This is a genomic window from Chondromyces crocatus (assembly GCF_001189295.1).
In the GTDB taxonomy this organism is placed as follows: domain Bacteria; phylum Myxococcota_A; class Polyangia; order Polyangiales; family Polyangiaceae; genus Chondromyces; species Chondromyces crocatus.
Genome location: NZ_CP012159.1, coordinates 10,976,189 through 10,996,613, shown reverse-complemented (window position 1 = coordinate 10,996,613; position 20,425 = coordinate 10,976,189). Strand labels below are relative to the sequence as shown.

At 68.6% G+C, this 20,425-nt stretch carries 12 protein-coding genes; 10 read left to right on the top strand and 2 right to left on the bottom strand.

The window, feature by feature from the left end; translation table 11 throughout:
• Nucleotides 1–325 precede the first annotated feature (325 nt).
• From CMC5_RS40060 to CMC5_RS40050, 3 genes are all read left to right on the top strand, one after another.
• The gene (locus CMC5_RS40060) at nucleotides 326–2,092 is read left to right on the top strand and encodes a sigma-54-dependent transcriptional regulator (RefSeq protein ID WP_050435347.1); all 1,767 of its coding nucleotides are present in this window, start codon (nucleotides 326–328) and stop codon (nucleotides 2,090–2,092) included.
• 13 nt (nucleotides 2,093–2,105) lie between these two features.
• The gene (locus CMC5_RS40055) at nucleotides 2,106–6,167 is read left to right on the top strand and encodes a TOMM system kinase/cyclase fusion protein (RefSeq protein ID WP_050435346.1); all 4,062 of its coding nucleotides are present in this window, start codon (nucleotides 2,106–2,108) and stop codon (nucleotides 6,165–6,167) included.
• 77 nt (nucleotides 6,168–6,244) lie between these two features.
• Entirely contained in the window at nucleotides 6,245–7,003 is a 759-nt protein-coding gene (locus CMC5_RS40050; protein WP_050435345.1) for a BMA_0021/BMA_0022 family TOMM bacteriocin, read from the top strand.
• A 73-nt stretch (nucleotides 7,004–7,076) separates the two neighbouring features.
• Here the strand turns inward: CMC5_RS40050 and CMC5_RS40045 are convergent, their stop codons facing one another.
• Entirely contained in the window at nucleotides 7,077–8,252 is a 1,176-nt protein-coding gene (locus CMC5_RS40045; protein ID WP_050435344.1) for an amidohydrolase family protein, read from the bottom strand.
• A 47-nt stretch (nucleotides 8,253–8,299) separates the two neighbouring features.
• Nucleotides 8,300–10,618: a TOMM precursor leader peptide-binding protein gene (locus CMC5_RS40040; RefSeq protein WP_050435343.1), complete on the bottom strand. Its 2,319-nt coding sequence runs from the start codon at nucleotides 10,616–10,618 to the stop codon at nucleotides 8,300–8,302.
• 444 nt (nucleotides 10,619–11,062) lie between these two features.
• On the opposite strand from CMC5_RS40040, the gene CMC5_RS40035 reads away from it, so the two are divergent.
• The 7 genes from CMC5_RS40035 to CMC5_RS40005 all read left to right on the top strand — a co-directional run bounded on the left by CMC5_RS40035 (nucleotide 11,063) and on the right by CMC5_RS40005 (nucleotide 20,425).
• Nucleotides 11,063–11,962: a hypothetical protein gene (locus tag CMC5_RS40035; RefSeq protein ID WP_169796805.1), complete on the top strand. Its 900-nt coding sequence runs from the start codon at nucleotides 11,063–11,065 to the stop codon at nucleotides 11,960–11,962.
• A 390-nt stretch (nucleotides 11,963–12,352) separates the two neighbouring features.
• Nucleotides 12,353–13,081: a cytochrome c3 family protein gene (locus CMC5_RS40030; RefSeq protein WP_050435341.1), complete on the top strand. Its 729-nt coding sequence runs from the start codon at nucleotides 12,353–12,355 to the stop codon at nucleotides 13,079–13,081.
• Nucleotides 13,078–16,071: a TAT-variant-translocated molybdopterin oxidoreductase gene (locus CMC5_RS40025; RefSeq protein ID WP_050436402.1), complete on the top strand. Its 2,994-nt coding sequence runs from the start codon at nucleotides 13,078–13,080 to the stop codon at nucleotides 16,069–16,071. The genes CMC5_RS40030 and CMC5_RS40025 overlap by 4 nt, the downstream gene beginning before the upstream one ends.
• A complete protein-coding gene (gene nrfD / locus CMC5_RS40020) occupies nucleotides 16,068–17,510 on the top strand; it encodes an NrfD/PsrC family molybdoenzyme membrane anchor subunit (RefSeq protein ID WP_050435340.1) in 1,443 nt (480 codons plus the stop codon). The genes CMC5_RS40025 and nrfD overlap by 4 nt, the downstream gene beginning before the upstream one ends.
• Nucleotides 17,503–18,585, top strand: a complete 1,083-nt coding sequence (locus tag CMC5_RS48275) for a DUF3341 domain-containing protein (protein WP_245678144.1) — start codon at nucleotides 17,503–17,505, stop codon at nucleotides 18,583–18,585. Before nrfD ends, CMC5_RS48275 begins: the two co-directional genes overlap by 8 nt.
• Nucleotides 18,582–19,217, top strand: coding sequence for a c-type cytochrome (locus tag CMC5_RS40010; protein ID WP_063796438.1), 636 nt, complete (start codon nucleotides 18,582–18,584; stop codon nucleotides 19,215–19,217). The genes CMC5_RS48275 and CMC5_RS40010 overlap by 4 nt, the downstream gene beginning before the upstream one ends.
• On the top strand, nucleotides 19,217–20,425 hold the full coding sequence (locus CMC5_RS40005) for a hypothetical protein (protein ID WP_050435339.1): 1,209 nt from the start codon (nucleotides 19,217–19,219) through the stop codon (nucleotides 20,423–20,425). The genes CMC5_RS40010 and CMC5_RS40005 overlap by 1 nt, the downstream gene beginning before the upstream one ends.

Here is a 20,425-nt window from a genome sequence, read left to right as displayed (position 1 = left end):
GTGCCCGGCGCCGTCGATGCCGTCCTGCTCACGATGTCACCCTGTCGAAAAACAAACCGACGACACCTGGTTCACCGCCGCGGGCTCGAATTACCCCCTGCAGCCACGCGCGCGTCTCATGCCGTCGATGAGAACCACGACTCGGCGAGGCCGTGGGGCCGTGGCGACCACGTGGACTGCGGTGCGTTTCAGGATTCCTTTGCCGCGATATGGATGCATTCACCGCATACCGGTGCATCGCTCACACCGAGCCATCCGCGGTCGCGAGGACACCGAGTCACAGAGCGTGCCATGGATGGGGTAGTCTCGGGCCCGAGTCATTGCCATGTCCCCGGATGATCTTCTCACCTCGCTGGTTCCTCGCCTGATCTCCGCGATGAACTTCGAAGAGGCCGCGACGAGCGTGCTTCGCGCCATGTTCTCGTGCGTCGAGGCAGCGCTCGCGGCCGGTCCTCATGCAGGGCGAGGACGGTTGCTGTCGGGGGTGGTTCACTTCCGACCTGGTGACGGCTACCAACGGTTGTTCGGTGTCCAGTTGCCCGGGGGCGAGCGCGTCGAGGAACTCGGCTACCTGACCTCAGCCAACGTGTGGCGCTGGGTCGTGGAGCACCGCTGCTCGGTCTCCATCGACGTGCAGCTCGCCACCTTGCGTCTCTGGCTGCCCGGGGGACCGATCGAGCGCCGGGATCTGCCCGCTGCGGAGAGTCCCCTCGGCAACGAGACGCGGGAGCGCATGCTCGGGCGCGCGACATCGCACGTTCACGTGGTGCCGCTCCGATCGCCCGCGGGCGGGGTCGACGGCATGATCGCACTCGAGGCGAGCTGCAAGGCGGCGATCGGGCAAGAGTTCGTGTGGAGCGCGTGCCACGAGGCGCTCGGCTTGCTGGCCGCCGTCGCGGCGCCGTACCTCGGGGCCTTGCCGCAGCGGCCGGTGCAGGTGGTGCGGCCGGACGAGTTCCTGCCGGTGGTGGGCCCGTCCACGGCAGGCTTGATCGAGATGCTGCGTGTCTTTGCGGATCAGGAAGAGACGGTGCTCATCGGGGGGCCCACGGGGGCCGGCAAGTCGAGGCTCGCCCGGTGGTGTCACCAGCAGTCGCGCCGGCGAGAGCAGCGCTTCGAGACGCTCGATCTGCTCAGCGTCCCCGAGGAACTCCAGATGGCGGAGCTGTTCGGGTGGAAGCGCGGCGCCTTCACGGGCGCCGTGAAGGACTCGGCCGGCGCCATCGTGCGCGCAGGGCAGGGGACGCTGTTCATCGACGAGATCGACAAGCTGTCGCTCAAGGCGCAGGCCGGCTTGCTCCGCGTCCTGGAGGAGCGGCGCTTCCGCCCGCTCGGGGACGAGCACGGCGAGCGCGCGGCGGATGTACGCTTCATCGTTGGCACCAACGCCGACCTGCGTGAAGCGGTGCGCGCCGGGCGCTTCCGCGAGGACCTGTACTACCGGATCAATGTTTTGCCCGTGCGGCTGCCGCCGCTCGCCGAGCGGCTCGACGAGCTGCCCCTGTGGGCCGACTACATGCTGGAGCGACGGCATCAGGAATCGGGCAGCACGACGCCGGTGCGCCTGACACCCGAGGCGGTGAGACACCTCCAGGCGTGGTCGTGGCCAGGGAACCTCCGACAGCTCGACAACATCGTGCGCCGCGCGTACGCGCTCGCGCTCTCGTCGTCCCGCAGCGGGGGTGTGGGCGCCGGAGGGGAGCTGGTACTCGACGCGCGTGACGTGGAGCGCGCGCTGGCCTACGAGGGGGGGGCCGAGGGCAGCTCGCTGATCGCGCAGCTCTGGCGGGCGGCCAACTCGTTCGTGCAAGAAGTGGAGCGACGCGCTCAGAGTGACACGCCGATCCCCCTGGAGCTGTGCGAGGCGTTCCGGGGGATGGTGATGGGCGCGGCCGTGCAGCTCCGGGGGGACCGGGACGAGGCGTTCGTGCTGCTCGGGCAGCAGCAGCTCCTCAAGAACCGCAACCACCACCGGGCGCTGCGGCGTGAGCTGGAGCGGGTGCGTGAACTCTTGCGGCTCGTGGGGGGCGAGCCTGACATGGTGCTGGCCGAGCAGCTCGAGGCACTTGCGGAGCAGCCGCCGGGACGTTGAGTTGAGAGGAGCGATGCAGCGGAGCAACCCCAGACTGGTGCCTGGAGATCGGTTCGAAGGGCGGTACGAGATCGTCGCGCCGCTCGGTGAGGGGGGCTTCGGGGTCGTCTACAAGGCGCGGCAGGCCACGACGGGGCAACCCGTGGCCGTGAAGATCATGCGGCTGGTCGAGCAGAACGGCAGCGTCCGGCCCGAGAAGCGGGTGGCGCGCTTCCTGCGCGAGGCGCAGCTCTGCGCGCAGATCCATCACCCGAACACCGTGCAGCTCATCGACGCGGGGCAGACCAGCGAAGGGGGGCTCTACACGGTCTTCGCCTTCGCGCCGGGCGAGACGCTCGCCGAGCTGCTCGCCCGCGAGGGGACGCTCTCGCCCCGGGAGGCGCAGCACCTGATGCTCCAGGTGCTGGACGCGCTCGCGTGCGCGCACGCCGCGGGCGTGGTCCACCGCGATCTCAAGCCGAGCAACATCATGGTGATGCCGTCGGGGGCGCGCAGGAATGCGCTGGTGCTCGACTTCGGCATCAGCGTGATCGCCGATCCGGACCAGAGCGAGGTGCGCACACGCCTGACGGCGAGCGACGAGACGGTCGGCACGCCGGGCTACGCGGCGCCCGAGCAGCTCCGTGGGTACGACCCCTCGCCGCGCGCGGACCTGTTCTCGTGGGGCCTGGTCTTCCTGGAATGCCTCACCGGGGTGCCCGTGTACCGGGGCCGATCGGCGGCGGAGATCTTGTACCAGCAGCTCAGTCCGGAGCCCGTGCCGCTCCCCTACGCGCTCCAGGGCCACCCGCTCGGGAAGATCTTGCGCGACGCGACGCGCAAGGGCGAGGCGGAGCGCGAGGTGACGGCAGTGGAGCTGCTCCGAGCGCTGGAAGACTGCGATCTGCGCGGTGTCTCGTGCGATGCGCTGCTCCGTGGCGACGGGGCGGCCCGTGCGACGACGGGCCAGAGCACGATGATGGAGACCGCGTGGGGCTCGTCCCGCGCCGAGGGGGAGCTGCGACAGGTGACGGCGGTCTGCTGTACGCTCGCGGCGCGGGCGGAGAGGGGAGCCCCGGTCGATCGCGAGGTGCTCGACGAACGAATCCGGGCCTCGATCCTGGCCGTGGCGGAGATCGCGCGCCGCCACCGGGGGCTCGTGGTCACCGCGCTCGGCGAGAAGCTGCTCCTCTACTTCGGCTATCCGCGTGCCGCGGAGGACGACGCGCTCCGCGCGGCGCGTGCTGCGCTGGCGATCCAGGAAGAGATCGCGCGGGCGGAACCGGTGGGCGGGGTCGGCGTGGAGGTGAAGATCGGCGTTCACGCGGGCATCCTGGTAGCCGGTGGGCTGCGCGAGGCGGCCGGCGGGGGTCTCGGGATGGGCGCGACGGCCGCTCTCGCCGAGCGGCTCGCCGAGCGGGCGAGCCTCGATGGGCCACTGGTCTCGGCGGACGCGCGGCGGCTCCTGCGTACGGGCTTCTCTCTGGAGGCCGGCGGTGCGCTCTCGTTCGAGGGGCTGGCCGAGCACATCGAGGTCTTCCGGCTGGCGCAGGAGCGCTCCGATGTCATCTCGGCGCTGACCCCCGAGGGAGCGAAGGCCCCGCTGATCGGTCGCGGGACGGAGCTGGATCTGCTCCTGGAGCGCTGGCGCCGGGTGCGTACCGGCAGTGGCCAGTGCAGCTTGATCACGGGGGAGCCGGGCATCGGCAAGAGCCGCCTCGTGCGGGAGCTGCGCGAGCGGTTGCTCGGCGAGTCGCTCACGTTTCTCGACGCGCGCTGCTCGCCGGATGCGCAGAACAGCGCCCTCTTCCCCTTCGTCGAGCTGCTGGGGAGAGCGCTGCAGATCGACCTCGAAACATCCCCCCCGGCCCGCGCGGCGCGGCTCGAAGCCCAGCTCGTGCGCCATGGGCTCACGCCGAACGAGGCGATGCCGCTCTTCGCGCCGCTGCTCGGCGTTCCGCTCGTCGAGCCGCACGGGCCGCTCAACGTCGCGCCCCAGCGGCACAAGGAGATGACGCACAACGCCATCCTTTCGCTGCTGGCTGCGATGGCCGAGGAGCGGCCGGTGGTCCTGTCCATCGAGGATCTGCACTGGGCCGATCCGACGACCCTGGAGCTCCTGACCCAGCTCATCCACGAGGCGCCTTCCGGGCGCTACTGCGTGCTCTTGACCGCGCGCCCCGAGTTCTCTCCCTCGTTCCCCACGACGGGGATGCTCCAGCTTCACCTGAACCGCCTCGATCAGCCGCAGATCGAGTCGATGGTGCAAGGCCTCCTGGGTGACAAGCCCCTGCCGGAGGTGGTCTTGAAGCAGGTGCTTGGCCGCACCGACGGGGTGCCGCTCTTCGTGGAGGAGCTGACCCGGATGATGGTGGATTCCGGCGCGCTCGTGGAGCAGGCGGAGCGGTACGAGCTGTCGCGCCCGCTCTCCCAGGTGGAGGTGCCGGGCACGCTGCGCGCACTCTTGACCGCGCGTCTGGATCTGCTGGGCCGCGCGAAGGAGACGGCACAACTCGCGGCAGCGCTGGGGCGCGAGTTCGGCATCGAGCTGCTCGGCGCGGTGAGCCATGCGGGGGCGGCGACGGTGCAAGAGGATCTGGACGCGCTCATGCGGGCGGGGATCATCGCGCGCAAGCGCCGCTTGAAGGAGCCCGTCTGCGCGTTCAGGCACGCCCTCGTCCGGGACGCGGCGCACGAGTCGCTGCCGAGGGAGGCACGCAAGAAGGTCCACGCGCACATCGCGCGGACGCTGGAGGCGCAGTTCGCGGAGATCGTCGAGGCGCGTCCGGACCTCCTGTCGCACCACCACGCTGCGGCCGAGCAGAAACGCGAGGCAATCGCGTATGCGCAGCGCGCGACGCAGGCGGCGCTTCAGCGCTCGGCCTACGTGGAGGCGATCCGGGTGGGCGAGGAAGCCCTGGGGTGGCTGAGCGCCATCGAGGAAGAGCCGGAGCGATCCGAGACGGAGCTGTCGCTGTCCGGGGTCATGACCTTCGCATTGCTCGCCCACGGCGGGGTCGGTGCCTCTGGTCTGGCGCGTGTCGCCCAGCGCACGCTGGAGCTGGTCGACCGCCTCGGGGACGCCGCGGATGCCGCGCCCACCCTGTGGCGCTTGTTGCTCTATTACCTGCATAACCGGCCCGAGACGGCACGGACCGTCGCCGAGCGGCTGCTCACGCGGGTCGAGCGGAGCGGGAATGTCGGCGAAGAGGTCGCGCTCCTGCCGCTGCTCGCCCAGTGTCACTGGCTCGAAGGGTGTTTCGAGGAAGCGCGCATCCACCTGGAGCGGGCGCTCTCGATCTACGATCCCGTGGCCCACCGGAAGAGCGCGGACACCTACGGCATCGACTCGAAGGTGTGCGCGCACGTGATCTTCGCGCTGCTGTCGTGGTTCATGGGCCAGCCGGATGGCGCGCTCGAGCACGCACGGACCGCGGTGGCCTGGGCAAAGGAGCTGGACCACCCCATCTGCATCGGCAATGCGCTGCTGTTTCTCGGGGGCATCCACCAGTACCGGGGAGAGCGCGAGGCGGCGTGCGAGGCGGCGCTGGAGGGCAAGGCCCTTTCCGAGCGCTACGGGCTGCACTCCGTGGGGGTATTCTGCGGGCTCTTGCTCTGCTGGGCGACGGGGGACGTGGAGCAAGGGAGGCAGTGCCTCTCGTCGCTTCGGGCGTCCGGTGAGCAGCTCAGCATGACCTACTGGGGGGCTCTGGTCGCGGAAGCAGAGGCCGCGCGGGACAACCTCGACGGGGCGCTGGAGTGCATCGAGGAGTGCCGCAAGCGCGCGGAGCAGAGCGGCGAGGTCTTCTACCTGTCGGAGATCTACCGACTGAAGGCGACCTACCTGAGGGCGAAAGGATCCGAGTTCGAGGCGGTGGCAGAGGGTCTTCTGTGGAGGGCGCTGGCGATCGCGCGTCGGCAAGGTGCCAGGATGCCGGCGCTTCGGGCGAGCCTCGACCTTGCCCGGATCTTGCAACGGCGCGGCGCGCTCGATGAGGCAGAGGATGTGGTTCGCCCTGCAGCGGAAGGGTTCACCGAAGGGCTCGATGCGCCCGAGATGCTGGAGGCGCGACGCTGGATCGCGCAGATGCCGTGAGTGATTCCCTGTGAGTGGGTGTTGCCTCACTGCTGCCACGTGGAGCGATGAGAGAGCCAACCGAGAAAGAGGGAGCGATGAGCGATCGAAGCAAGAAGGGTGATGACCGCGACGATCTGACCGAGCTGAAGGAGTGGCACTACCTGTGGATCGAGGCGGTCGCCCGGACCTGGGCGGATCCAGCCTTCAAGAAGGATCTGATGGCCAACCCAGGCAAGTACCTCGATCCGGAGAACACCCTTGGGGGCCAGGTGATCCTGACGCTGAAGGAGGGCACGCCCAAGGATGCCTGGCGCGGGAGCTTCTGGATCCTGCCGTACACCGAGCTGACGCTCACGATTCCCCAGGCACCTGGAAAGACGGCGCAGTGGGGGTTCGCGATGGCGGTCTACGAGACGCAGATCGCGGGCATCGGACCTCACCTTCTGCCGGGCTCGCCGCCGGGCAAGCCCCATCACGGGACCCAGTTCGATTCGACGGGTGAGAACATCATCGTCGCGCTGGATCAGATGGTGCGGTGGATCCACGTCTGGCCGAAGGCTGTGGCGCGCTCCTGGAAGGACGACGTGTTCAAGGGGCAGTTCCTGAAGGACGCGACACTGGCGCTGTGGAATGCCTTCAACTTCCAGTTCCCTGGTGGCGTCTTGCTGAGGGTCGAGGAGGCGCCGAAGGGGGTCGGCAAATGGAACGAGCGGACCCAGACCTGGGACATCCCGCCCATCAGGCTGACGATGATCCTGCCGCCAAAGCCGGACCCCGGTGCGGAACAGGCCATCGCCCTGGCCGCGTATGCGGGCTCGGGCAGGTCGCACCCCTTCACGCTGTGCTGCTGCTGACGACGAGGCTGCTGCGCTGAGGCGCATGGGGGGGCCGGGAGGTGCGTTCCTCGTCACTTCCGGCGTACGTGGCTCATTCCCGCGGCGGAACGCTGAGCCCGAAGAGTCGGGCGGCATTGCCAGATAGGATCTTCGCGAGCGCCTCATCCCCGATCGTCGCTCGCAGCGAGAGGGCGTTTCCCACGCAGTCGATGTCGTGATCGAGGTGAGGGAAGTCGGTGCCGAAGAGGAATCGATCCGCGCCGAGGTGACGGATGGTCTCGGTGAGGAGGGGCTCGCCAGGATCGATGGAGGCGAAGCACTGGCGCTGGAAGTACGCCGATGGGGGTTGCTTGACGTGCGCTTCGACCTCGCCGGCGAGGTGTCGGTATTCGACCTCGTCGAGGCGGTAGAGCCAGTAGGGAAGCCAGCCGCAGCCCGCTTCGAGCAAGCCGACGCGCAGGGTGGGGTGGCGTTCGAGGACGCCGCCTTCGATGAGTGCGAGCAGGCCCATCATCTGCTCCATGGGGTGGGAGCAGGCGTGGAGTGCGAAGCGCGTCTCGAAGCGATCGGCGCCCGCGGTGGGCAAGTGGGTGTGGGTGCCTTCGTGGAGGGCGACGCCAACGCCGTGCGCTGCGCACGCGGCCCAGAAGGGCTCGTAGGCCGGGTCGCCGAGGAGGCGGCCCTTCACGGGGTTGGGGCGCAGCACGACGGCGCGCCAACCGAGGTCGAGGAAGCGCATGAGGTCGGGGACCATCTGCACCGGGTCGTGGAGGTTCACGAGGCCGACGCCGCGGAGGCGCGCGGGATCGGCGCGGCAGAAGTCGCGGAGCCAGGCGTTGTAGGCGCCGGCGAGGGCGGAGGCGAGCTGGGGGTCGAGGGTGTCGACGCCGAGCAGGTAGGTGGTGAAGGTCGGAAAGAGCAGGGCGACGTCGACGCCGGTGGCGTCCATGGAGGCGAGCTGGGCCTCGGGGGCCGCGCCCGCTTCCATCTGGCCTGCGCGGCGCTGTCGGGAGAGGGCCAGCTCGATCTGCGCGCGCTCGGAGAGCTTGTGCATCGCGGGCTGGCCTTCGAGCATGAGGTGGGGCTGCGGGGGGACGAGGCCGCGCGGGCCGAGGCGCGCGAGGCGTTCGGCGAGCGGTTCGGCGGGCGCGGGGAATTCCAGGGTGGGGGCGCGGTGCTTGAAGGCCGGGGGGAGGTAGGCCTCCCAGAGGGCCATGGGTTCGCTGACGTGCCGGTCGGCGTCGATGATCCAGAAGCCGTCGCGCATGCGCGTCTCCTTCGTGAGGCTGCTGCTGGTGGGGTTGCGGTCAGCGGCTAGAGGTAGAGGGGGATGGGGTTGAGTTCGGCCTCGGCGCGGGGGCGCTCCAGCCAGCCCAGGCGGACGGGGACGTCGTAGAGGCGCCCGGGTCCGAAGCGAGGCCAGATGTGGCGGAGGCCGGGGACGACGACCTTGACGGCACAGAGGCCGAGTTCGGGCCGGGACTGGTCGTGGACGATCACGTCGAGGCCGAGCTGCGAGGCGCGTGCGAGGCAGTGCTGGACGTCGTCGCGCAGGTCGTCGGTGGGCCGGTGCGGGTGGTCTTCGCGGCGGGTCGGTGGCTTCCGGTCGTCCGGGAAGAGGAAGGCATCGTCGTCGAGGGGAGCGTCGCCCCAGGGGGCGCGCGCGGTGCCGTCGGGCTCGAAGATCTGGTTGAGTTCGGTGAGGGCACGCTGTACGCCGAGGCGCGCTTCGGTGTGGCAGCCGAGGCCGATGCAGGTGCGATCGGAGGCGCTGTCGTGGGCCAGGGCGACGAAGGCGGGGAGGCCGAGGTCGTTGGTCACGTCGAGCACCCAGAGCTGGTAGCCGAGCGCCCGGTAGTGGTCGACGAGCTCGAGGAAGTAGGGCTGATCGAAGCTCGCCAGATCGACGGCAGGGCGACGGACGCGGTTGTACCACCAGATGGACACGGCATCGCGCTCGGCCAGCTCGAAGAAGGCCTGCAAGATGGCTTCTTCGAGGCAGTTGCCGGCGGCATGGCCGTTGGGGTCGAGGGTGGAGAAGCGCTCCTCGGGCGGGGCGGGCCAGTGGAGGTAGCACGAGGTGGCGGGGAGGTAACGGGGGGCGGCGTGGGTGAGGGACCAGGCAGGGACCCAGTCGAGCGTGGCGCGCGCGTCAAAGGGAGGAGGGATGCGGCGGCGCGCGTCGGGGGCCGCGCGGTTGAGATCGTCGCGGTGGCGGACCTGGGTCTCGCTGAAGTTGAGGAGGGCAGGGGGCGGGAGGGCCGCATCACCGAGGTCCGAGAGGCAGGCGCGGCGCCTGGGTTCGTCACCCTGGGCGATGCAGCTGTGGCGCTCGATGGCCTCGCAGAGGGCGCCGGCGCGTGACTGGGCGACGGTGCGGCCCTTGCCGAGCGCGGGGCGGCTGAAGTCGTCGAAGCTCGGGGCGGCATCGGGAGGCGGGCAGGTGAAGTAGGTCGAGGCGAAGACGGGGCGGAGGGGATGATCGCGGCCCGGGAGGGGAGCGACGCTGGTGACGACGCCCGTGAGGGGGCTGATGAGGTGCTCGTACCGGGCGAAGGTCTCGTCCGGGGTCAGGATGCGGTAGCCGCCGTCGTCGGAGAAGCGCTTGGGCCTGGAGGCCAGCGTGAGGGGCTGCTCGGCGCGGCGCGCGAGGAGATCAGGGGCGCCGCAGGCAGGGCACTGGGGCCGGCGGACGACGGTGTGCTCTTCCACGGTGTGGCGGGCGAGGTCCAGCGCGAGGAGCTTGGTGTCGAGAGGACCGTGGCCTCCCTCGACGATCCAGCGGGCGAGGGTGAGTCCCGCCCAGTCGGCCGCGGCGCGGAGGCTCGCGGGGAGGGCTGCGCGCGGCGGGGGAAGAGGCATCGTGTCAGGGCCGGGGTCGAGGCGGCGCGCGAGGAAGGTCTCCACGGGGCGGTTCTCGCGGAGGCGGTGGGCGAGGCAGGCCCAGCAAGGGCCTTCCCCCGGGCGGAAGATGGGACCCAGCCAGGCGTTGGTCCCGGAGGGCTTCAAGACGGTCCATGAGAAGCGCTCGGCGAGGGCACGTCGGTTCAGAGCGGCGAGGGCGGGATCGAGGTAGTCGCGGGCCACCACCACGCGCAGCGCAGAGCCTGGTGACGGGTCGGCGCAGGGAGGGCACTCGGGGGTCCCGAGCTGGCGGACGCCGTTGCCTTCGAGGTGGCGGAGCGTTTCCCCTTCGAGGGGGGAGAGGCCTGTGTCTTCGAGGCAGCGGACCCCGGCATCTTCGAGCGCGCGGATGAACGGTGTCGGATCTTCGTCGCCGGCCGAGACCACGGTCACAGGGGTGGTCTGGAGCCGATCGACCGCGAGGGCTGCGTCGACGCCGCAGCCCTGCCAGAAGGCAGCAACCTCGGGGGACAGAGGGCAGGGAACCGCGGTGAGGTAGCCCTTCTGCTCCATGGTCAGGAGCGCATAGAACAGGTCGAGAGGCGAGGCCTGACCTTCGAGGACTTCGAGGAGCTGTCGCCCCGTGCGCCGGCCATCGAGCAGGGGCGCGATGAGTGCGTGAGCGCGGCCCTCCAGGAGGAAGCGCTGTTGCTCGCCCACGAGGAAGACCTGAGTATCCCCCACGAGCTCGACACGCAGGTGGGGCTTGAAGCGGCGGGAGCGGTTCATCGGGTCAGCGCGCGTGGCAGGAAGCGAGGTGGCGGGTGGGTCGCGGAACCGGCTGCATGGTGCGCTGGACGGTAGCAAAGACCGTACGCTCCCCGGGCGCTTCCATCAGGGGAGTGCTTCCATCCCCGGGTGGTTTCATCGCCCGCGCGCTTTCAGGTCGCGGGCGGCGGCGCGGCTCCTGGGCCCCCTGCAGCGTGACCCAGCTGCATGAAGCATCTCCAGAGGCGTCAGGCGGTGGGACCGTGGGCCAGCATCCATGGGTGTCTGGACCCTGCGTCTTTCGCGGAAGCAGCGTTTCCTTGAAAGACGCAAGCCCGTCAGCCTCAAGGGCGCCCTTCCCGTGGCGCTGCCTCTCCTGTCGACACGTTCACGACCGGCGTTCTCGCGTGCGGCGAGACGCGAGGCGGAGCTCATCGCGGCATGCTCCATGCAACCCCCTGGATCATGAGGTTCGACATTCGCGGCGCCGTGCTGCCGACCAGCCCGCGAGCTTCCACCCCCGTCGTCCTCGAACGAGCTGCTGCACAAGCCCCCGACGGTGGCGTTCTCATCACCTCGGGCACGGGTGAGTCCAGGCAGGCCGCAGAGATCGCATCCTGGGCGATGAAACGCCCGAAACGCGTCACCTCCCACGAAGCGGGAGCGCGTCTCGACCACGTCGCCTTCAGCGTGGAGCAAGCGACGGGCAACGTCTTCGGACAGGACCAGAGCCCTCTGCCCGACCTGGGTGACCTGAGCGCCTTCGGGGACTGGTTCTCCGTGGCGACCACCCTCCTCCGCACCGCGCAACAACGCGGCGACTACGATCCGGCCTCCACACGCTCCGTGGGCCTCGCTCAGAACGACTACCTGGTCGATCTCAAGGTGGCCCCGTTTTACCTGCGGATGAGCGAGTCCGCGCGGATGGTCGAGATCTCGCAGACGCACCTGAAGGGCATTCTCGACGCCGCTGGCGAGCTGCTCGACGGCATCACGACCCCGGAGACCTTCGACGCCGTCGTCGCCTCCATCAGGAGGATCGCGTCCGCCACACGGGACAACGAGGGCGCGGCGCAGAAGTTGAGCCAGACCCTGCAGGGCGTGCTGAGCATCCATCGAGGCGAGCTGCACATCGCCTACCTCCGGGCGAACGTCTTCCTCTCCCGGGATCCAGAGAGCGGTTACGCCCTGATCGCGCAGAACATGAGCCTCCGCAGGTTCCATGGCGTTCTCGACCTCGACAAATGCAAGCGTTTCTCCGCATGGCTCCTCGCGCGACGCGCTCCCCACGGCGTTACCGACTGGGCGCAGCACACCACGAGCGCTGGAAGACAACCGAACGACAGTCCTGCCTGGACCCGCTGATCGCGCCGGCCTTCCGAGCACCTCGCTCCCGAACGGTTCTCGACGCCTGACAGGATGCGAGACGTGCAGCGGAGACGCCTCCTGGGCAGCCCTCCGCATTCAGTGACCTCTCTCACCTCAGCGCGCCTGCCTCGGTACCACCTCACCCCGAGCGCCTCCCAGAGTCGGGAATAAGTCTCCTCACCGATCACTTTCATCGGATGCGGGCTCCATCACCTCGGGGCCTCACTTCCGCCAGTTCTGCGGGGATTCCGCTGCTCTCGTAGCGGCACCCCACCCCACCCCGCGGCAACCTGCCGCACCTCCGCGGCATTTTGACGCCTTGTCGCGGGCTACTTCTCGCCATAACTCGCCCCTGAGCGTTAGCCCCGACTACGCTCCACTCCACCCATGGCGCGGTTCCTATTCCCACGCTGGGCCAACAAGGTCCTCCCGCTATCCCTGGCCTTCGGGGTGCTGCCGCTTGGCGCGGCCGTCACCGCTGGTCTCACGTATTACGGCACGAACAAGCACGTCGAGGTTGGCTACCAGCCCCACCAGCCCGTCGATTACTCGCACAAGCTACATGCGGGTGATCTCGGGATGGACTGCCGGTACTGCCACAACACCGTCGAGCGATCGGAGGAGGCTGCCATCCCACCCACCGAGACGTGCATGAACTGCCACTCGAAGGTGCGGACGACGAGCCCGAAGCTCCTCCCCGTACGCGAGAGCTGGGCGAACGACACCCCGATCCCCTGGGTGCGCGTCCACAACCTCGCTGACTACGTCTACTTCGACCACAGCGCCCACCTCTCGGCGGGCGTCGGTTGCGTGAGCTGTCATGGCCGCGTCGACCAGATGGCTGAAGTCAGGCAGGTCGAGCCGCTGTCGATGAGCTGGTGCCTCGACTGCCATCGCAATCCGGGGCCCAGCCTCCGCGATCCCAAGGACATCACGCGCATGGACCTGCCGGCCCTCGCGCACGTCACAGCGGCGCCCGCAGGGCTCGCTGGCGGCGGCGTGCAGCACGGTTCGGCCTCGGCCCAGGGGCCGGCGCCCCACGGCAACCCCGTTGCGCACACCACCGACGGCAGGCCCGTCAACCCTCCGCTGCACTGCTCCGGGTGCCACCGATGAAACGAGTCCCCCTCCCGATCGCTCCTGATCCTTCCGGCAAGCGCTGGTGGCGCAGCCTCGGCGAGCAAGCTGGATCCCCCGAGTTCGAGCACAGCCTGCCGGCCGAGTTCCCTCCCGGCGCTGCGCTCCCGCCCGAGGGCGAAGGCCGTCGTCAGTTCCTCACGATCATGGGCGCCTCCGTCGCCCTGGCGACGCTCGCTGGTTGCCGCAGGCCCGAGGAAAAGATCCTCCCCTACACCCGACGGCCCGAGGAGGTCGTCGAGGGCAACCCGCTCTTCTTCGCGACGACGATGCCGTTCCGGGACAACGCCTACGGTCTGATCGTCGAGAGCCACGAGGGCCGGCCCACGAAGATCGAGGGCAACCCCAAGCACGCGGAGAGCGCCGGCGGCACGAACGTCTGGGCGCAGGCGTCGATCCTCGACCTGTACGATCCCGATCGTACGAACGCGCCCCGCCAGAAGGGTCAGACCAAGAACTGGGGAGACGCGAGCGACTTCCTCCGCGCGGAGGGCGATCGCTACAAGGCGAAGAAGGGCAAGGGCCTGGTGGTGCTCACCGAGTCGCACCGCTCGCCCAGCGTCGCGGCGCAGCTCAAGGCGCTCTTGGAGGCGCTGCCCGAGGCGCGCGTGCTCCGGTACGACCCCTTCTCCAGTGACAACGTGCGCGAGGGCGAGCGGCTCGCCTTCGGCAAGTCGCTGGCGCTGTCGCTCGATCTCGCCAAGGCGAAGACGATCGTCGCCCTCGACGCCGACCTGCTCTCCTCCGATGGGGGGAGCCCGATCCGTCAGGCGCGTGGCTTCGTCGCGGGTCGCGACGTGGACAAGAACGTCGAGCCGAACCGGCTCTACGCGATCGAGAGCCGCCTTTCGACGACGGGCGGGTCGGCAGACCACCGGCTGCGCCTGCAGAGCCGTCAGATCCCGGCGTTCACCTTCGCGCTTGCCGCGGAGCTGTCGAAGAACGGCGTGGACACGGGCGTTGCGGCGGCGGCCGAGCCGAAGGCGCAGGGCCTGAGCGAGAAGGCGAAGCGCTACGTCACCGCCATCGCCAAGGAGCTGGTCGCGAACCGCGGCAAGGTCGCAGTGGTGGCCGGGCGCGGGCAGCCGCCTGTCGTTCACGCGGTGGCTCACCTGATCAACAACGCGCTCGAGAGCGTGGGCGAGGGCAAGCCCGTCCGCTTCTACGCGGCGTTCGACGACGGGCGCGAGGGGCCGTCGGTGCTCACCGAGCTCGCGCAGTCGATCGCGAAGAAAGAGGTGGAGACGCTGATCATCCTCGGCGGCAACCCCGCCTTCGATGCGCCGTCGGATGCGAAGTTCGCCGACGCGATTGCCAGCGTGCCGACCAGCGTGCACCTCTCCCCGGTCTTCGACGAGACCAGCGAGAAGACCACCTGGCACCTGAACCGCGCGCATTACCTGGAAGCCTGGGGCGACGCGCGGACGCTCGACGGAATCACCTCCGTCGTGCAGCCGCTGATCGCGCCTCTCTTCGATGGCAAGAGCGAGATCGAGGTTCTGGAGATTTTGCTCGGCGGCAACCGGAGCGGGTACGACATCGTGCGCGCGAACGCGCGAGGCACGGCCTCCGAAGCCGAGTTCGAGAAGTCCTGGCGGCGAGCACTGCACGACGGTCTGTGGGCCGAGAGCAGCGCTGCCCTTGAGAACGTAATCGCCTCCACCGAGGGCGTGCTCGCGGCGCTCAACGGCTTCACGCCCCCCGCGGCGGAGGGCCTGGAGATCACCTTCCGGCACGACGACCACGCTTACGACGGGCGCTTCGCCAACAACGCCTGGCTCCAGGAGCTGCCTGACCCGATGCTCAAGCAGACCTGGGGGAATGCAGCGGTGCTGTCGATCGCCACGGCGAACAAGCTGGGGGTCAAGGACGGCGACGTGGTCTCCCTGAACGGTGCCGGTGGCTCGATCACCATCCCGGTGGCGATCGGACCAGGGCACGCCGACGACTCGATCTCGCTGACCTTCGGGCAGGGGCGCCGGGCGGCGCTCCGCGTGGCGCGAGGGACGGGCGTGGACACCGCTCCGCTCCGTCAGAGCGCGGCGTTCGACATCGCAGGTGGCATCTCGGCGCAGCGCACGGGGAACTTCGTGCAGCTCGCGCGGACGCAGGAACACTTCGCGATGGAGGGTCGTCCGGTTGCCCGCGAGGGGAACTACGACGAGTACAAGAAGGACCCGCAGTTCGCGCGGAAGCAGTCGATTCAGCCGCCGCTGTTCAACCTGTGGACGACGCCGACCGAGGATCAAGGCCACGCCTGGGGCATGGCCATCGACCTCAACGCCTGCCTCGGCTGCAGCGCCTGCGTGACGGCTTGCCAGTCGGAGAACAACATCCCGGTGGTGGGCGCCGACGGCGTGACCCGCAGCCGCGAGATGCACTGGCTGCGGATCGACCGCTACTACGACGGCTCGCCCGAGGAGCCGAACACCATCACGCAGCCGATGCTGTGCCAGCACTGCGAGAACGCGCCCTGCGAGCAGGTGTGCCCCGTCGCGGCGACGACCCACAGCCCGGAGGGCCTGAACGACATGGCGTACAACCGCTGCATCGGCACGCGGTACTGCGCCAACAACTGCCCGTTCAAGGTCCGGCGCTTCAACTACTTCCACTACAACAAGCACCACGACGAGCATCGGCAGCTCCAGTTCAACCCCGAGGTGACCGTCCGGTCCCGCGGCGTGATGGAGAAGTGCACGTTCTGCGTGCAGCGCATCAACCGCGCGAAGATCGAGGCCAAGCGCGACGGCAAGACGCGCGTGGAAGACGGCAAGATCAAGACGGCCTGCGAGGCGGCGTGCCCGACGCAGGCGATCACCTTCGGTGATCTCAACAATGCGTCGAGCGCGGTGTCGGAAAAGGCGGCGAGCCCCCGCGGCTACAGGATGCTCGAAGACATCAACGTGAAACCCCGGATCACCTACCTCGCCAGGATCCGTAACAAGAACCCGGAGCTCGAGGGCGCATGAGCACTTCAGCACCCGCCAGCGACACCCACGTCGTGAACGACAAGACCGACGATCCGGTCGCGCGCCACCCTCTCGTCCTCGGCGGGCTCGGGTTCAAGGCGATCACCGATCGGGTTGCGGGCATCTCCCTCGGGAAGACCCCGCGCCTCTGGCCGTTCGGACTGGCGCTCGCGCTCAGCCTTCTCATGGTCCTCGGCGGCTCCCTCGGCTGGCTCGTCAGCCAGGGCGTCGGCGTCTGGGGCATGAACAACACGATCGGCTGGGCCTGGGACATCACCGGGTTCGTGTTCTGGATCGGTATCGGTCACGCCGGCACGCTGATCAGCGCCATCCTCTACCTGTTCCGGCAGAAGTGGAGGACGAGCATCAACCGCGCCGCGGAGGCCATGACGATCTTCGCCGTGCTCGCGGCGCTGATCTACCCGGCCTTCCACGTCGGCCGCGTGTGGTTCGCGTACTGGATGTTGCCCATCCCGAACCAGATGGGCATGTGGCCACAGATGAAGAGCCCACTTCTGTGGGACGTCTTCGCGGTGTCCACGTACGCGACGGTGTCGCTGCTCTTCTGGTACGTCGGTCTCGTTCCCGACTTCGCCACGCTGCGCGACCGCGCCGAGACGAAGACGAAGCAGATCGTCTACGGGATCCTGGCGCTGGGCTGGCGCGGTTCGCACCGCGCGTGGGTGCACTACGAGCGCGCGTACCAGATCTTCGCCGGTCTGAGCACGCCGCTGGTGCTCAGCGTGCACACGATCGTGTCGTTCGACTTCGCCGTCTCGATCATCCCGGGCTGGCACACGACGATCTTCCCGCCGTACTTCGTCGCAGGCGCCATCTTCAGCGGGTTCGCGATGGTCGTCACGCTGATGGTGGTGGCCCGTAGCGCGCTCGGGCTGAAGCACCTCATCACGATGCGGCACCTCGAGAACATGAACAAGATCATCCTCGCGACCGGCACGATGGTCGGTTACGCGTACGGGATCGAGTTCTTCATGGCCTGGTACAGCGGCAACACGTTCGAGAGCTTCGCGCTCATGAACCGTGTGTTCGGGCCGTATGCCTGGGCCTACTGGACCATGGTCAGCTGCAACGTGCTCTTCCCGCAGCTCTTTTGGTTCAAGAAGATCCGCACCAGCATCCCGGCGATGTTCGTCATCTCGATCATCGTGAACGTGGGTATGTGGTTCGAGCGCTTCGTCATCATCGTGACCAGCCTCCACCGCGACTACATTCCGTCGAGCTGGAGCTACTACCGGCCGACGCTGGTCGACATGTCGACCTTCGTGGGCACCTTCGGTCTGTTCCTGACGCTGTTCCTGCTGTTCTGCCGCTTCCTGCCGGTCATCGCGATCGGTGAGGTGAAGGGCGTGCTCAAGGCTGCCGATCCCCACGGCGCACACGGCCACGGGGAGAAGGCTGCGGAGGGGCACCATGAGTGAGCGGGAGACCGACAAGCCGGAGCAGGGCGACGTGGGCGCTGACGAGGCCGTGAAGGCCGAGAAGGGCGCCGACGCCGCCGAGCAGAAGGCGGAGGTCGCCGAGAAGGAGGCCGAGGTCGCTGCGAAGGAGGCCGAGGCCGCCGAGCAGAAGGCCGACGCTGCCGAGGAAGAGGCCGCAGCGGCGCGCGCGGAGGCCGAGCAGAAGGCCGAAGCGTCGCCCGAAGAGGCGGCTGCTGCCGAGGCTCGCGCGGAGGACGCCGAGCGCAAGGCGGACGAGGCGATCGAGGAGGAGCTCGCCGCAAAAGAGAAAGCCGAAGCCGCCCGAAAGGAGGCCGAGGCCGCCGAGGAGGACGCTGTGGCCAAGGGCAAGAAGGCCAACGCAGGCCCAGGCAAGAGCGCCGGGGACGACAAGGCCGGTAAGAAGAAGAAGAAGAGCGCTCCTCCCGTCGAGGAGGTGGCAGCCGCGGCGACTCCGCTGCCGGCTGCGCGGAGCGTGGAGAAGCACGTCGACGATGAGGAGGCGCGCCCGGCGGCCCCCGCGATCATCGGCGCGCCCTACGGGTTGATGGGGTACTTCACCACCCCAGCAGACCTGTTCCACGCCTGTGAGTCGCTGCGGGACGCGGGTTACGTGCACTTCGACGCGCACACGCCGTTCCCGGTGCACGGCCTGGAGAAGGCGATGGGGCTCAAGGCCTCTCGTCTGCCTTGGTTCGTGCTCCTGGGCGGCTTCACCGGTCTATCGAGCGCGATCGCCCTCGCCTGGTACACCCAGGCGTACGACTACCCGCTCAGCATCAGCGGCAAGCTACCCTTCTCGTACCAGGTCTTCGTCCCGATCTTCTTCGAGCTGACCATCCTCTTCTCGGCGCTCACCTGCTTCGTCGCGGTGTGGGCTTTCGGGAAGCTACCGACCTTCTCCCATCCGACCATGACCCATCCCGCGTTCCCTCGGGCCACCGACGACGCGTTCTTCATCAGCGTGGAAGCACGCGATCCGAAGTACGACGCCGGTTCCACCCGACGTCTCCTCGAGAAGCTCGGCGCGCTCGACGTGCAGGAGGTGGCCCAGTGACGCGCTTCCTGATTCCTCTGACCCTCGTTCTTCTCGCCGGCTGTCGTGGCCAGCCCAGCGACAAGCCGCCGATCCACGTCTTCGGTGACATGGACTGGCAGCCCAAGGTGCAGCCGCAGGAGGCTTCGACCGTCTTTGCCGATGGGCGCGGGTCGCGGCCTCTGGTCGCCGGCACCGTCGCCCAGGGGCACCTGGACGAGGACGACGCCTACTACCGGGGCAAGCTCAACGGCAAGCACGTTCCCAACGTGCCGGTGGCCGTGGATCAAGCCTTCATGAAGCGCGGCGAGGAGCGGTTCAACATCTACTGCACCCCCTGCCACGACAAGACGGGCGGTGGGCGTGGTCTGGTGATCCAGCGGGGCTTCCCCCCGCCGGTGGACCTCGCCTCGGATCGCGTTCGCGAGATGCCCGATGGCGAGATCTTCGACGTGATCACCAACGGCGTTCGCAACATGCCGCACTACCGCAAGCAGGTCTCCGTCGAGGACCGCTGGGCGATCGTCTCCTGGGTGCGGGTGCTTCAGCGCAGCCAGTTCGGGAAGCTGGAGGACGTGCCCGCCGCAGAGCGGGGCAACATCCTGCCCGAAGAGCAACCCGCCGCCGAGGCGGCTCCGAAGGAGGCCAAGTAATGGCCAAGGCACACGGCGTCCCCGCCAAGGTGGACGCGATCAAGCTCTCCGAAGAGGGGGCGAAAAAGGTGATGAACGCGGCCATCGGCCTCGCCGTGGTCGGCGTGGTCCTCGGGGCTGCGGGCTACTTCACCGACGCGCACCGCTTCGCGTTCTCGTACCTGACCGGCTTCCTCTGGCTCACGACGATCGCCCTCGGCGGGCTGTTCTTCGTGATCATCCAGCACCTGACGAAGGCAGGCTGGTCGGTCGCACCACGGCGGCACATGGAGTGGATCTCCGGCGCGCTTCCCGCGTGCGCGGCGCTCTTTCTCCCCATCGTGCTGTTTGCGCACGACATCTGGCACCACTGGATGGGGCCGGAGGCGGCGCACGACGAGATCCTGCAGAAGAAGGCGGGGTATCTGAACCCGTCGTTCTTCTACATCCGGGCCGCGATCTACTTCGCCATCTGGATCGGCCTCGCGCTGTGGTTCGCGGCGCGCTCCGCGGAGCAGGACGAGACCGGCAACCAGAAGCTCACGGTGAAGATGCAGAACATGGCGCCCCCCGCGGTGCTCCTGTTCGGTCTGAGCATCACCTTCGCGGGCTTCGACTGGCTGATGAGCCTCGATCCGCACTGGTACTCGACGATCTTCGGCGTGTACGTGTTCGCGGGCGCAGCGGTCAGCTCGCTGTCGGTGCTGGCGCTGGTGAACATCAAGCTCCAGCAAGAGGGCCTTCTCCAGAAGGTGAGCAACGTCGAGCACCGCCATGACATCGGCAAGCTGCTCTTCGGATTCATCGTGTTCTGGGCCTATATCGGGTTCTCCCAGTTCATCCTGATCTGGTACGCCAACATCCCCGAGGAGACGCTGTTCTACAAACACCGCTGGGAGGGATCCTGGAAGGTGGTGAGCATGACGCTGCTCATCGGCCACTTCGTGTTGCCGTTCCTCGTTCTGCTGTCGCGCCACGCCAAGAGGCACTTTACGGTGCTGGCCGGGGCGTCAGTCTGGATGCTGGTGATGCACTACGTGGATCTCTACTGGCTGGTGATGCCGACCCTGGACCACCACGGGGCGCACTTCAGCTGGATCGATCTGGCGGGCCTTCTGGCGCCCGTCGGTGTCGGTGCACTGCTCATCGCTCTGCGGGCGACGCGCGGCCACCTCTACCCGCTGAAAGACCCGCGCCTCGCCGAGGCGGCAGCGGTCGAGAACCTGTGA